Below are 14,773 nucleotides of genomic sequence, written 5' to 3'. Positions count from 1 at the left end.
TCTAGTTATTACAGCAACTGGCTGCTTTTTCCGGACGCCCAGCCATTTGATTCATTCGCGCTAAAGCATGCTCACAGCTTAGTTGATTATTTGATTGTGCTAATTCGATAATCTGTTGTTGCCACAGAGGTAATTGCGGCGCTAGCTGATAAAACACCCATTTCCCTGACTTGCGACAGCTTAATAAACCTTTGGTTCTTAATAATGCCAAGTGACGAGATATTTTTGGCTGACTTAACGCTAACCCCTGCGTTAATTCACAGACACAAAGTTCCTGTTCCTGAGTTAGTAACATTAAAATGAGCAGTCTGGTTGGTTCCGCTAAACACTGAAAAAAATCAGGACTATCTGCCTCTCGCTGTAAGGTCACTCTATCTCCCCTAATTAAAATCACATTATCATATACGATTTTCCATATATGTAGAATAGAAGAATGATTGATAAATAATTATCTGCTGCTACCTGACAATAAACACCTTTTTCTGTTATAAAATCAGTATCAACTCTAAAAAGAAGCACTCGAATGAAACACCAACAGCTCAATAAAATTTATGCCATCATACTAATGTTCGCCTTTATGCCTGTTACCCTAGCCGCACAAAATTTAAATAAGATTTCAGCACCCAATAATTTAGAGAATATCCACCTAGTGCCGTTAGGTAGTAGTGATAGCGCGTCAGAATTTTTAATCTTTATTAAAAAAGAAGTGAAAGCACATTATCATCAAACGCATACTGAACTGGTATATGTACTTGCCGGAGAAGCGGATTTTTGGTTAGGGGAAAACAAACAAAAAATTAGCACTGGTGATTTTATCCGTATCAACCAAGGTATGGTGCATAAAGTAGTAGTCACCTCAAAGCAACCACTAAAAATACTTTCTATTCAAACGCCCAAATTCAACGGCAAAGACCGAGTGTATACCGAACAATAAAAACTACGCTGCGCAATTAATCGCTCAATTAAAGCGTAATATTTATCCTCTGCAGTCATTTTTTAGTGCGCTAAATTTTGCCAACGAGGATCGGCAAAATATTGAGGATAATTTTTTAATGCCTGAATAATTAATACCGCGCCCGGTTTACCGTTATCGCTATGCTTCATTTGAGCTACTCCTTGCATAATGTCAGCGAGCAAAATATGCAGTTGGGCATCAGCTTGTGGGGCTAGCTGACAGTTTTCAAATAGAAAACTAAGGTGTTTTTCTAACCCTAACGCTAAGCCTTGATATTGCTTAGCGGTGAATTTTTGCTGATGAATTAGCGCTAAGTTAGCACTAATATCATTTTTGATATTAGTCATGCCAATATGCAAACTTTCATCAATTGACCACTTTTCCCCGTGATTAAGCGCTAACTCAGCGGTTTGCTGTTGATGGTGGTGCTGATGTTCTTCGGCAAACAGTGAAAAATTCCCGATAAGGGCCATTAAACTAAATAAAATAGAAATATAGTTTTTATTACTCAAAACAATGACCTCTAATTAAATCACTTCGACCATATCGCCTTTCGCTTGCAACCAGTCTTTACGATCTCCGGCGCGCTTTTTCGACAGCAACATATCCATCATTTCAATCGTTTCAGCATGCTCATCAACCGTCAGCTGCACTAAGCGACGGGTATTAGGATCCATGGTAGTTTCACGCAGTTGCAATGGGTTCATTTCACCCAAACCTTTAAAACGCTGAACATTAACTTTACCGCGTTTTTTCTCCGCTTCGATACGATCTAAAATGCCATCTTTTTCTTCTTCGTCTAAGGCATAAAACACTTCTTTACCCACATCAATCCGATACAGTGGCGGCATAGCAACATAAACATGTCCTGCCTGCACTAACGGCAGAAAGTGTTGAGTGAATAGGGCACAAAGCAGTGTCGCAATATGTAATCCATCTGAGTCGGCATCCGCTAAAATACACACCTTACCATAGCGCAGGCCGGATAAGTCTTCACTGTCAGGATCGATTCCTAAAGCAACAGAAATATCATGAACCTCCTGAGAAGCTAAAATCTGGTTCGATTCCACTTCCCAAGTATTTAAGATCTTACCGCGTAACGGCATAATCGCCTGATTTTCACGATCACGAGCTTGTTTCGCACTGCCGCCCGCTGAATCACCCTCGACTAAAAATAACTCAGTGCGCGTAATATCCTGACTGCCACAATCGGTTAACTTGCCAGGCAATGCAGGGCCCTGAGTGATTTTTTTACGAATGATCTTTTTACTGGCACGTAGACGACGCTGGGCATTGGAAATACAAAACTCCGCTAACGCTTCTGCAATTTCAGTGTGCTCATTGAGCCATAAGCTAAAAGCATCTTTTACCACGCCAGTAACAAAGGCAGCACATTGACGCGACGATAAGCGTTCTTTGGTTTGACCGGCAAACTGTGGATCTTCCATTTTCACCGATAAGATATAAGAACACTTATCCCAAATATCGTCCGGCGTTAATTTTACCCCTCTCGGTACTAGGTTACGAAATTCGCAAAACTCTCGCATCGATTCGAGCAGTCCCTGACGCAATCCGTTCACATGGGTACCGCCTTGAACCGTCGGAATCAGATTGACATAACTCTCACCGGTAGACTCACCGCCTTCAGGCAACCAGGTCACCGCCCAGTCTGCCGCTTCATTATGAGAACTAAAAGCGCCGACAAACGGTTGCTCCGGCAAGCTGACATAATCTTTAACGGATTCTTTTAAGTAATCACACAAGCCGTCCTGATAACACCACTGATATTTCTTATCTTCGTTTTTATCATGAAATTTTATCGTTAAGCCTGGGCATAACACGGCTTTCGCTTTTAATAAGTGAATTAGGCGTTTTGCTGAAAACTTTGGCGAGTCAAAGTAACCGGCATCCGGCCAAAACTTAACTCGGGTACCTGTATTACGGCGTCCGACAGTACCGGTTTCTCGTAATTCCTCAACCTTTTCACCGTTTTCAAATGCCATTTCGTAAACTTTACTGTCACGACGCACCGCAACATCAACTCGGGTTGATAAGGCATTAACCACGGAAATACCAACACCATGCAAACCACCGGAGAACTGATAATTTTTATTAGAGAATTTACCGCCGGCATGAAGTTTACAGAAGATCAGTTCAACCCCTGAAACCCCTTCTTCTTTGTGAATATCAATTGGCATGCCGCGACCGTCATCGATGACTTCCAGTGACTGATCTTTATCGAGAATTACCGAGATATTTTGCGCATAACCTGCTAACGCTTCATCAACTGAGTTATCGATAACCTCTTGTCCTAAATGATTTGGACGATTAGTGTCGGTATACATACCGGGACGATGACGTACCGGATCGAGTCCGCTCAGTACTTCAATGGATTCTGAATTATATTGTTCGCTCATAACTCTATTCTAATAATTATTATAATGTTGATATTTACATTAATCGTGCGCTGGCAGCCCGAAAAACGCCATGATATCTGGTAGCATGGTTTGATAGTTTATAAAACTATGATCGCCGCCAGATTGGACAATCACTTGGCTGTCCTGATATTTATCAACTGCCTGCTGATAATCTAACACTTCATCCCCTGTTTGTACCATCACCAGATAGCGATTTTTTGATATTTTTTCATTATATAGCGCCTGCAACACCTGCATATATTGTTCAGTAACCATATAAATTTCACCAGTATAAGGGTTTTGCTGTCGACCGATATAATCCGTTAACAGCTCAAACGGTCTTATTGCCGGGTTAATCAATGCTGCCTTTAACTGATATTTTTCCGCAAGATACGTTGAGAAGTAACCACCGAGTGATGACCCCATCAGACACCAGTTTTGTTCACTATTACCTGTTAATAATTGCTCTAGCTGCTTAATTGCAGCTTGCGGTGAAGCCCCAATTTGCGGACAATAAAATGTCACTCCTGGGTAATATTTAGCCAAATATTGCTCGGTTAGTTGCGCTTTTAATGACTGCGGTGATGAATTAAAACCATGAAGGTATAAAATACTAAGGTTATTCATCTTATTCCCTAATGCTCACTTTACTTACTCGGCCAAAAATATCGCCTTACTTTGCACTTCGCCAGAAGCAAATAAGGTAAAATGTCGGTAACCAGGTCCAAGCTGAGCGTTCGCAACACCATCAACCGTTTGATCAAACTGTATTGAAGTAGCCGGACAAGTCAATAACGGCAAATGCTTGCTTGCAGTAGTTATCGTCAGCTCCAGTGCATTATGAACATGACCACAAGCCACCGCTTTAACCTGAGTGATCTTATCCAGCATGGCATAAAATGCTGTTTTGTTGTGCAAACCATGACGATCGATAAAATAATTAACATCCACCGGGTGGTGATGCATCAGCAATAACTGATACTTATTTTGCTCAACATTGGCCATCACTCTTTGTTGTTCCTCGACTGAAACTACACCAGATGGTGATTCACTTTTACTGTTAACTAATTGCAACTGCCAATGGGAAAAGTCGATCGTTTTTTTACTACCGCCTTGAAAGCCGGAAAAGGCATCAGTTAATAGTTGCAGATCATCATGATTACCTGGGGTATAGTAAATTGGCAAGTTTATTTCATTTACCGTCAACGCGTCGATAAAGTGTTGATAGGATAGCTCACTGTGATCTTGGCTAAGGTCACCAGTAAAAATAATACAGCTAAGATGTTTATTCGCACGAATATCCTCTAAAACACGACACAAATTGTGATAAACATTAGCATCATAGTGCATTGCTTCTTTATCTTGATACAAATGACAATCGCTAATTTGCACAAATTCAATAGTATCAACAGCCGTATCTATATCACTAATGGTTCGTTTTACTTTCGACATCTATTAGGCAAATTCCACTTTGCTTTGCCCAAGTTGTAAACTGAGCTGCAACCACTCTTTTAAAAATTCATTGATCTGCTGTTTTTCATCCGGCAGATGCATCGCCTGATTTGGATAATCATACCTCGGCTTAATCGCCCAGACATCCTGGTTACTGACGACTTCTGCCAGTCGGGCATCATGATATAAACGAATAACCATTTTCGGAGAAAAGTAATCAGACAGGTGTTGGTTACCGATACTGGCATCTTGTTTCATAGTAATTAACGAAGTATAGCGAGTGACTTCATTGACCCTGATAGAATAAGATAAAAAATCAGAAATAAAAAAACAGCGAATTTCACCAACCTGTTCTTTATCTGCCAACAGACGCAGCAGCATCATATAATTCACCTCACACAGGTTCATTAAATTGGACAGACGGGGACGATAAATCGCCATAACAACACACCTATATTTATTCGCTAACTAAATAAGTACTGAACTAGCTCGATTGAAACGCTTGATAATTTAATGCTAACCATTGTAACCCAATTACCGTCGCAGCATTAGCTATTTTTCCCTGTTTTAATAATTCCAGTGCCTGCTGACGTTTAACAACATGTACCAGAATATCTTCTCCTTCTTCATCTAAACCATGTACTCCTCCTGCGGTACTGCTATCTATCAATGCAAGATAAACATACATAGCTTCACTCATGCCACCAGGGCTGGAAAGGTATTTCATCACGTTAGAGACGCTTGCTGGGGCAATCGTTAAATTAGCTTCTTCTTTTGCCTCACGAATAGCAACCTCAACCGGAGATTCTCCTTGCTTAAACATGCCAGCAATAAATTCTAGCATCCACGGGGTATCCCCTGCACGAATGGCGCCAGGACGAAATTGTTCAATAAGTACAACACTATCAGAAACCGGATCATAAGGGATCAAAACCACGGCATCATCACGTTCAAAGACTTCCCGGGTAAGCACCTCGCTCTCACTACCATCAAAGCGCTTGTGAGTAACTTTATATTGATCAAGTTTGAAAAAGCCTTGATAGCGAGTGTTTTTTTCCAGCAATTGAAAATCTTGATGGCCATACCGAAGTATACGTGTTTGAGTCATAAATCAGCTCTAAATATTTAAAAATGTAAATAAAAGTATCTAAAGTTTACATCCGCAATAGATTTACATATTTTGTTACACTAGAATGCTTAGGTAAACAACTATTATAGTTAGCTTATTCGTCTATCCATAGTAGGATAACCAGATAATAAAAATAAATAATTTAAAAAATAATACAGAGAAAATAGCAAACTCAAGGAATTGCTTACCCATGAAAAAAACAATTACCTCTCTACTTATTGGTCTTGCCTGCGCAACCAGCAGCACAATGACATTTGCTGAAGATTTACTTTCAGTCTATCAGCAAGCCAAAGCAAATGACCCGGTAGTATTAAAAGCGCAGGCGCAATTTCAAGCGTCGCAAGAAGATATCGTTCAAGCTCGAGCCTCCCTATTACCACAAATCAGTGCCTCCGCTTCATATAAAGAATACGAAAAGGACTATGATGATAACCTCAGCGGTGACTACCAATTCGAAGATGTAGAGTACGGTGCTAACCTCAGCATGCAGCTTTATCATCACGATACTTGGTTACGTTTAGATAATGCAAAAAAATCAGCGCACCAAAGTGATATCTTTTATCAATCAGCCAAACAAGACTTAATTATTCGAGTCACAGAAGCCTACTTTAACGTGCTTAGTGCCAAAGATGATTTAGAATTTGCTGAAGCTGAAAAAGCCGCAATTGAGCGCCAACTGGAACAAACCAAGCAAAGATATTCCGTTGGTTTAACTGCAGTAACCGCAGTACATGAAGCGCAAGCGCAATATGATAATGCTGTTACGGAAGTAATTCGCGCTGAAAACGGTGTTTTTAACGCAGAAGAAGCGCTACGGGTTATCACCAATGTTTATCCTCGTGATTTAAATGTACTAAATACTAAACGTTTTAGCGCCTCACGTCCTATTCCTGACAGCGCCAACGAATGGCAGCAAACGGCAGAAGCAAAGAACTTGGATTTAATTGCACAGAAAATCAGTGTTGACCTTGCCAAAGAAAACATCAATATTGCTCGCTCTGGTCATTATCCAACCTTAGATTTAAATGGTAATTACAGTACAACCGACAGTGACAATGTACTCAATAACCCAACAACTAACAGAGAAAGCGATAGCCAATCGATAGGTATAACTCTTACTGTACCAATTTATTCTGGTGGCGCTACCACAAGTGCCGTTCGTCAGGCTCAAAGTAATTATGTAGCAGCGAGTCAGGATTTAGCGCGAGTACATCGAGATGTGGTTCGTAACGCCCGTAACTCATATAACACAGTAATTGCCGCAGTTTCTGGCATTAAAGCATTAGAGCAGTCTGTGATTTCTGCAGAAAGTGCCCTAAAAGCAACAGAAGCAGGTTTTGAAGTAGGTACTCGTACCATAGTTGATGTCTTGGACAGCACACGAAACTTGTATAATGCTAAACGTAATTTGTCTTCGACCCGTTACAGCTATATTCAATCAATACTAGCGCTTAAACGTGCCGGCGGTACTATTTCCGAGAAAGATGTGGCCAGTATCAACCAAGGGTTAAGCGCGGCAACTAAATAGTTCAGCAAAGCCAACTAAGCCTTATAAACTAGGCAATAAAAAAGGTGTCATTTGACACCTTTTTTATTATTCCGATAATACAACAGACTAATCTTCTAACCGTATGGTATTTATGATTTCGGTAGTGGAGATACCTTGCTCAAAATTAAGTACCTTAACCTGTCCACCGTTAGTAAGTACTTCTTCACCGCCAGCTATTTCTTCCACTTTATAATCACCACCTTTAACTAAGGTGTCCGGCAAAATATTAGCGATCAAACGCTGCGGCGTATCTTCACTAAAGCTCACCAGCCAGTCAACAGCGCCTAAACCTGCCAGCACGGCCATACGACGATCTACGGCATTAACCGGACGTCCCGCCCCTTTTAAGCGCTTGACCGAATCATCATCATTAACCGCAACAATCAGGCGGTCACCTAACTTAGCGGCATTTTCCAAATAAGAAACATGACCGGCATGTAAAATATCAAAGCAGCCATTAGTCATCACTATTTTTTCACCACGCGCTTTTGCCATTTCAACCGCTATTTTCAGTTGCTGCTCCGACATCACACCAAAACCACTTTCCTGTCCGTTATGCATCGCATTTAACAGCTCAGCCTCGCTGACGGTCGATGTGCCCAGTTTACCGACAACAATTCCAGCCGCAATATTAGCCAAAGCACTCGCTTGCGGATAATCTGCCTCAGCTGCAACCGCTAATGCCAAGGTAGCAATCACCGTATCACCAGCACCTGTGACGTCATAGACTTCTTTTGCCTGCGTTGGTAAATGAAATTCTTCATGGTCACGGCGCAATAATGTCATCCCATGCTCACTGCGGGTCACTAATATCGCTGCCAAATCTAATTCAGTGAGTAATGTTTGTCCTTTCGCAACAATTTCAGCTTCGTCACGACAGGCACCAACAATCGTTTCAAATTCAGACATATTAGGTGTCAGAATATCTGCGCCAGCATATTTTGCAAAATCGCTACCTTTAGGATCAACTAACACCGGCACCTGATGTTTTTTCGCCGCTTGGATCAACGCCTGAACATCCGACAAAGTCCCCTTGTCGTAATCAGAAAGTAATATCACATCATGCTGCGCAATTAATGGTTCAACGATATTGAGTAAACTGGATTTTTCCACTTCGGCTAATGACTGTTCAAAGTCCAAACGAATTAACTGCTGATTACGACTCATTACTCTAAGTTTAGTAATCGTTGGCACATCCTTTTGACGGGCGAACTGACAGTTAATCTTCATCGCCTGTAAATGCGTAGCTAAAGTAGATGCGGCTTCGTCATCTCCGGTAATGCCCGCTAACGTTACTTGCCCCCCCATAGAAGCAATATTCAGTGCAACATTGGCAGCTCCTCCTGGTCGGTCCTCATCTTGATTAATTTTAACTACCGGTACTGGCGCTTCCGGTGAAATGCGCTGTGTCGGGCCATACCAGTAGCGATCGAGCATAATATCACCAACCACTAACACACTTGCTTGATTAAAAGCGGGAATATCTACTTTCATCCTGAGTCTCTATACAGATATAATAGTGCAAGTGTACCACATCAAATTCAATGAGTTGAAATCCTCCCGTGAGTAAAAATAAAGTTTTACAGCCAAATTTTAAAATATCCTTTTTATTACCTAAGTACTGGCTCACCTGGCTTGGGGTATTTATTCTCTATAGCATTTCCTGGCTACCTTATAAGTTTCAGCTATTCCTTGGTCGTCAAATAGGCAAATTACTATTCTCTATCGGTGGTAAACGCAAAAGAGTTGCCGAACGTAATCTAGCGTTGTGTTTTCCTGAAATGCCAGTGAACGAACGTCAGCGTATCTTAAAAAAGAACTTTGAGAATACCGGAATTGCCTTATTAGAAACTGGCATGGGCTGGTGGTGGCCTGAATGGCGAGTAAAAAGAAAATGTAAAGTTGTCGGACTTGAGCATTTAGAACAGGCCCATAAAGAAGGCAAAGGCGTATTATTACTAGCTATGCACTATTTGAGTGCCGAAATTAATTGTCGTGGTATCGGCACCGGTCATCCTATGGTGGTATTTTATCGACCACACAACAACCCGTTAATGGAATATTTTCAATACCGAGGACGTGGCCGTTCCAATAAATACATGTTAGGTAAAAAAGACGTTAAAGGGCTATTAAAAGCATTGAATGACGGTGAAACGTGTATTTATTTGCCAGATCAGGATTATGGTAGAAACCGCAGTTTATTCGTACCGTTTTTTGCTGTACCCGACGCTGCTACCACTACCGGCACCTTGATTTTTGCCCGTAATAAAAATACCTATTCACATATGTTAGTGCCGACTCGCAATGACGATGGCAGCGGCTATACCTTAGAAATCAAACCAAGGCTGGAAAACTTCCCTACTGGCGACGACGAAGCGGATGTTATTCGGATTAACCAGGAGCTAGAACAGGCAATTTTATATAAACCTGAGCAATACATGTGGTTACATCGCCGTTTTAAAACCCGGCCGAATAAGGACGACCCGTCATTGTATAAATAGCAAGATTTCAGTATGGTATATAATTAGTTATATATTTGACTGGATATCAGAGTGTTAGCTTATGCTGTTTTGGATTAAAAATATTCTCTTTCTCATTGTGCTCATCGCGTTAGCTTATTACCTGATAGCCAATGAAAAAGAATTATTTGCTCCCAGCACTCAAGAACAAGTCATTGAAGCTCCGCTGGAAGAAGGAGCCGTTGCCACCACAGGTACCCAACCAGCAGTTAAAATTAATCAAAAAAATAAAGCGGCAGAAGGCTTGTCACGCTTTTACGCCAATTTACACGGTGTGGAAAATGAAAAAGGCCCAAGAGTCAGAAATAACATTGTCTATTTAGATGAGCCAAAAGGTGATCTGGCAGAAATTCTGGAAGCGAAAAGATTAACCACCCGACCGTTACGTCGTAACTGGAAAGGCAGTAAAGAAAACCGCCCATTTAGACGAGGCCAGACCCTGCACCAAAAACTGTATGAATATGCCAAAAATGATGGCCTGGAAGTGATTTGGTGGTTAGATCGCGATTTTATGGTTAAAGACCCGTTTCGTATCGATAAAGATATAATTGCCACCGCCTATCAGGTAGGCCAGGCAATTGGCGGCCACTTTCAAGATGGCCTGTCGACTTATTTTTGCTACCAGCAAAGAGCGATAGTGCTGATAGAGAAAGACTTGCCCTATTTAGATGAAGAATGTCTGCTACTACCAATTAGCAAACGTCACTAAGCTAAAAATGACGCCAGAATTTCTCTGACAGCCACACCATGTTCTTCAAAATCCCGCACAGGCATTTTCGCTGATTGCGCCTGTAAACTTTGGTGATGACCAAAATCTCGTAATCGGCAATAATGGCTAATCAATGTTTTCTTCTGTTCAATAGTGATCACATCTGCCTTTGCTAAAGCATTAAATAAGCGGATGTTATCGGAATAATGGCTAATTTCAGGATAGCGAGCACTGTAATTCAAAGTTAAAAACTGCGCCAGAAACTCAATATCGACTAAGCCCCCAGCTCCTTGTTTAATATCACTAAAATCTGCTGAAGATGAATCTAAATGCTGACGCATTTTATCCCGCATCTCAATCACCTGCTGGCGTAGTGCAGCTTCATCCCGATTTATTGTTAAGATCTGCTGGCGAATTGTATTAAACGACTGTACTAACGACATGCTACCATAAACGGCCCGAGCACGAACTAATGCCTGATGTTCCCAGGTCCAGGCTTCTTGCTTTTGATATTGTTCAAACGTATTAATGTTAACCACCAGCACGCCCGAATTCCCCGAGGGGCGTAAGCGCATATCCAGTTCATATAATATCCCACTACTCATATTTGTGTTAAAAATATGCATAATACGCTGTGCCAGCTTGGCATAAAACTGACTGACAGGTACTGATTTATCACCATTAGTGACGTCATTAATAGCGCAATTATGAATGAAAACCAAATCCAGATCTGAGCTATACCCCAGTTCAAAACCACCCGTTTTACCATAACCTATCACCGCAAAACCTTTATCATCACTTTCAGCAAGCGAGCATGGCACACCAAAACGGTCAACAACTTGCTGCCACGCCATATTAACCACTTCAGCGATAATAGCTTCAGCCAGTGCCGTTAAGTGATCACTGACTTTGGTCACAGGTAAGACCCCTACAATATCGGCCGCTGCAATTCTCAGTTGTTGCGCTTGTTTAAATTGGCGTAACACATCCATCTGCGCTTCCAGGTCATCCTCAGGAATACGCAACAATGCCTGCCTTAATTCATCTTTGTAGCTAGATAATGCCGGCGGATTACGTAATAACTTAGGGTCAATCAATTCATCCAGTAATATCGGATACTTAGCAATATATTCCGCTACCCAGATACTTTGCTGGCATAAACTAACCAAGTGCTTTAATGCCCCCTGGTTTTCATACAATAATTCTAGGTATGCAGTGCGAGTAACAATTTTAGCAATCACCCACATCACCCGCTCTAGCGTTAACTCATTGCCCTGACTATTGGCTATCTCAGTCAGCAGTAACGGCATCAGCTTACCAAGTACTATCTGACCACGATTACCTAACGCCCGTTTGGTCAATTCCGTTTGAAAATCTTGTAGTAAGCGCCACACTTTTTCCGTCTGCCACTGCGGCTGATATTTAGCGATCCATTGACACGCTTCCTCATCATTCCAATCGCTGTCCCATAAAGTGATCCAATGCTGCTCTTGCAGATCATGTTGTGGGCTTTCTTCCCCGATCAACACAATAAATTCCTGATGAACCGCCTGCGTTAATGAATCTAAATAGCTTAAAAACTCAGACCAGTCACTGAACGGATGTTTGGCTAACGCCGTTAACAGCCGAGCTTGATCCAATCCATTTTCCGGTAAGGTTTGTGTTTGTTTATCATCTAATGCCTGAATAATATTTTCCACCCGACGCAGAAAACGATAAGCCGTTTCCAGCACTTGCTTACTTTGAGGAGAAATCTCTTGGTGCTCGACTAATATGGGCAAAACAGTTAATAAGTTGCGTTGCTGCAATGCTTTGATGCGACCACCACGAATTAACTGAAACACCTGAACGATAAATTCAATTTCGCGAATACCGCCAGCACCTAACTTAATATTGCCAATAAGTCGCTTACGACGAACCTCCTGCGCGATCATCGACTTCATGCGTCGTAGACTATCAATGACGCTAAAATCAATATAGCGCCGATAAACAAATGGTCGTAGCATCTCGGTAAGTCGACCATGGTATTGCCCTTCACCAATTAAGCGCGCCTTTAACATCGCGTAACGCTCCCAATCGCGCCCTTGCTCCTGGTAGTAATCTTCCATCGCATTAAACGTCAGTACCAAAGGTCCACTATCACCAAACGGACGTAAACGCATATCAACCCGATAAACAAAACCGTCATGGGTGTTTTGATGTAGTGCGGCAATCAGCTTTTGCCCTAAGCGGGTAAAAAATACCTGATTATCTAGACTACGGCGAGCTCCATGGGTTTCACCAGACTCGGGATAGACAAAAATCAGATCAATATCTGAAGAAAAATTAAGCTCCCTGCCGCCAAGTTTTCCCATACCATAGACTAATAATGGCTGAGTTTTACCTTGCTTATTTTTGGGTACGCCCCACTTGGCATAGCAAAGCTGAGTTAACCAAGCTAATGCCCCTAATATCAAAGCATCGGCTAATGCAGACAATCGTTCTAATGAGTCATCCAAGCTAATATCTTCTATCAGATCGGCAAATGCAATTTGTACCATCTGTTGCAAACGAAACAGCCGTAATTCCCGGAATAACTGCTCTTCGGTTTCGCATTCTGCCAAACGTTCTTGCAACAGCTTTGAATAAGTTGGTGTGCTCTTTTGGTAAATCGTACCGTCTAAAAATAGTGCAATGATCCTTTGCGGTTCCTGCAAGCTCGCTCTAAGAATAAAATCGCTTAAAGTAATTGCTCGCTGAAAACCCACTAATACATGTGGCTGAGCTTGCTGAGCAAATGATTGGCTGATTTCAGGATATTGTTCAGCAAACTGCTGCCAACTTTTACTATGTTGTGCCTGTAACGTCAGACAAGAGAAAATTTTTGACGAATTATCCACATCAGCCTCAATAAATTAAATACACTAAAAACATTGAATTCCGTTACAATAACAGGATAACAAGTACTTAGCCTCAATGTGTTCAACTTGACATCACACATGCTCAGGCAAAAAACAGGCTAGACATAATATGTCATCGATGTTATTAATAGATGATAACCATAGCATTTTTGAGGGAAATATGGCAGGAATGCAATACCTTAAATCGTTATTTTTCACGCTTTTATTGATGTTATCTGCATGTTCAGATCCCATTTTAGAGCAAGTTGAAAAACAAACGCCGATCACCGTCCAACGAGTGGAGCAGCTTGCTAGTGCCTTGGAAAAAGGACAAGTACGTAATGCCAAGTTGATTAACGTTTATGCGAATAAATTACGCCAGACTAAGCCGGAGTTATCAGTATTAATTGATGAATTTGCCAAAGATGCCACTACACAAGGGCCTATGTATCAGGCGTTGCTCGACCGGCTTAATACCGTAAAAACTCAACCACAAATGTTTAGTAGTAGCCAGGCGATTTTTGATGAGTTACTCAATATTTATCAGGCAGCGGATCCAGTACTTTACTCAGACGCATTAAGCGATCCACTCAACGTCTTGGCAGACATGTCTGACGGGCAATTGCCGAGAGTGAATGCCTTATCAAAAGCACAGAGCGCGCAAGCAAACAATGCTCAGGACTTTGGTGTGGGTGAACAGCTTATCGGTAACCCCAATTATGGCCACTGGCAAACCAACAGTAGTGGCATGTCATTTTGGGCCTGGTATGGCATGTATTCAATGATGGATAACTTATTCGGATCCCGCAATCGTGTTTATTACGATCAATGGGGGCGTTATCGCAACTACAGCTATTACAATGACTATGGTCGCACCCGCTATAGTTCGCCGACTCAACTGCGTAAGCAAACCCAACTTGATACCCGAACAAGAAAATCATTCGCCAGCCGTGGCCAGAAATTTACCAGTGCTTATAGTAAAAACCGTACGGGTTCTTCGAGCCTGTCTGGCCAAAGTAAAAGTGCACAAACCAGTGCGAAACGCTTTGCTTCAAAAGCAACGAATAAAAGCACATTTGCTAAAAAATCATCCTACTCAAAAAATGCCAGTTTTAGAAATAGCGCCAGTACCACATCGCGTAGCTTTAGACGTGGAAAATAAAA

14 protein-coding genes are annotated in these 14,773 nt (G+C 41.7%); 5 read left to right on the top strand and 9 right to left on the bottom strand.

Features of this window, described 5'->3' with window-relative positions; translation table 11 throughout:
* Nucleotide 1: 1 nt before the first annotated feature.
* Nucleotides 2-370: a metalloregulator ArsR/SmtB family transcription factor gene (locus tag QQK06_RS14675; protein WP_284245494.1), complete on the bottom strand. Its 369-nt coding sequence runs from the start codon at nucleotides 368-370 to the stop codon at nucleotides 2-4.
* Nucleotides 371-523: 153 nt separating this feature from the next.
* Here QQK06_RS14675 and QQK06_RS14670 point away from each other — a divergent pair, with 153 nt between their 5' ends.
* Nucleotides 524-934 (top strand): cupin domain-containing protein, encoded by a 411-nt coding sequence (locus QQK06_RS14670; protein ID WP_284245493.1) that lies wholly within the window; start codon nucleotides 524-526, stop codon nucleotides 932-934.
* 62 nt (nucleotides 935-996) lie between these two features.
* On the opposite strand, the gene QQK06_RS14665 is transcribed toward QQK06_RS14670, so the two are convergent.
* The 6 genes from QQK06_RS14665 to QQK06_RS14640 all read right to left on the bottom strand — a co-directional run bounded on the left by QQK06_RS14665 (nucleotide 997) and on the right by QQK06_RS14640 (nucleotide 5,932).
* Nucleotides 997-1,467, bottom strand: coding sequence for a hypothetical protein (locus QQK06_RS14665; RefSeq protein ID WP_284245491.1), 471 nt, complete (start codon nucleotides 1,465-1,467; stop codon nucleotides 997-999).
* 15 nt (nucleotides 1,468-1,482) lie between these two features.
* Entirely contained in the window at nucleotides 1,483-3,372 is a 1,890-nt protein-coding gene (parE, locus tag QQK06_RS14660; RefSeq protein ID WP_284245490.1) for a DNA topoisomerase IV subunit B, read from the bottom strand.
* Between the two features lie 39 nt (nucleotides 3,373-3,411).
* A complete protein-coding gene (locus QQK06_RS14655; protein ID WP_284245489.1) occupies nucleotides 3,412-3,999 on the bottom strand; it encodes a YqiA/YcfP family alpha/beta fold hydrolase in 588 nt (195 codons plus the stop codon).
* Nucleotides 4,000-4,023: 24 nt separating this feature from the next.
* Nucleotides 4,024-4,824, bottom strand: a complete 801-nt coding sequence (locus QQK06_RS14650) for a metallophosphoesterase (protein WP_284245488.1) — start codon at nucleotides 4,822-4,824, stop codon at nucleotides 4,024-4,026.
* A 3-nt stretch (nucleotides 4,825-4,827) separates the two neighbouring features.
* Entirely contained in the window at nucleotides 4,828-5,208 is a 381-nt protein-coding gene (locus QQK06_RS14645; RefSeq protein ID WP_284245487.1) for a DUF1249 domain-containing protein, read from the bottom strand.
* 100 nt (nucleotides 5,209-5,308) lie between these two features.
* Nucleotides 5,309-5,932, bottom strand: a complete 624-nt coding sequence (locus QQK06_RS14640; protein WP_284245486.1) for an NUDIX domain-containing protein — start codon at nucleotides 5,930-5,932, stop codon at nucleotides 5,309-5,311.
* A gap of 211 nt (nucleotides 5,933-6,143) precedes the next feature.
* Between QQK06_RS14640 and tolC the strand changes: the two genes are divergently transcribed.
* Nucleotides 6,144-7,481: an outer membrane channel protein TolC gene (gene tolC / locus QQK06_RS14635; protein ID WP_284245485.1), complete on the top strand. Its 1,338-nt coding sequence runs from the start codon at nucleotides 6,144-6,146 to the stop codon at nucleotides 7,479-7,481.
* 87 nt (nucleotides 7,482-7,568) lie between these two features.
* Here tolC and hldE read toward each other — a convergent pair whose 3' ends face one another.
* Nucleotides 7,569-8,996: a bifunctional D-glycero-beta-D-manno-heptose-7-phosphate kinase/D-glycero-beta-D-manno-heptose 1-phosphate adenylyltransferase HldE gene (gene hldE / locus QQK06_RS14630; protein ID WP_284245484.1), complete on the bottom strand. Its 1,428-nt coding sequence runs from the start codon at nucleotides 8,994-8,996 to the stop codon at nucleotides 7,569-7,571.
* A gap of 68 nt (nucleotides 8,997-9,064) precedes the next feature.
* Here hldE and lpxL point away from each other — a divergent pair, with 68 nt between their 5' ends.
* Together lpxL and QQK06_RS14620 are read left to right on the top strand one after the other, a co-directional pair.
* Nucleotides 9,065-10,003 (top strand): LpxL/LpxP family Kdo(2)-lipid IV(A) lauroyl/palmitoleoyl acyltransferase, encoded by a 939-nt coding sequence (gene lpxL / locus QQK06_RS14625; protein ID WP_284245483.1) that lies wholly within the window; start codon nucleotides 9,065-9,067, stop codon nucleotides 10,001-10,003.
* A gap of 61 nt (nucleotides 10,004-10,064) precedes the next feature.
* Nucleotides 10,065-10,730, top strand: a complete 666-nt coding sequence (locus QQK06_RS14620) for a TcpQ domain-containing protein (protein WP_284245482.1) — start codon at nucleotides 10,065-10,067, stop codon at nucleotides 10,728-10,730.
* Here the strand turns inward: QQK06_RS14620 and glnE are convergent.
* A complete protein-coding gene (gene glnE / locus QQK06_RS14615; RefSeq protein ID WP_284245481.1) occupies nucleotides 10,727-13,609 on the bottom strand; it encodes a bifunctional [glutamate--ammonia ligase]-adenylyl-L-tyrosine phosphorylase/[glutamate--ammonia-ligase] adenylyltransferase in 2,883 nt (960 codons plus the stop codon). The genes QQK06_RS14620 and glnE overlap by 4 nt on opposite strands.
* A gap of 181 nt (nucleotides 13,610-13,790) precedes the next feature.
* Here glnE and QQK06_RS14610 point away from each other — a divergent pair, with 181 nt between their 5' ends.
* Nucleotides 13,791-14,771, top strand: coding sequence for a hypothetical protein (locus tag QQK06_RS14610; RefSeq protein ID WP_284246631.1), 981 nt, complete (start codon nucleotides 13,791-13,793; stop codon nucleotides 14,769-14,771).
* Nucleotides 14,772-14,773 lie beyond the last annotated feature (2 nt).

This window comes from Thalassotalea insulae (assembly GCF_030161395.1).
GTDB lineage: Bacteria > Pseudomonadota > Gammaproteobacteria > Enterobacterales > Alteromonadaceae > Thalassotalea_E > Thalassotalea_E insulae.
Note: the sequence above shows the minus strand (reverse complement) of the source record. Positions and strands in the feature narration are given on the sequence as shown.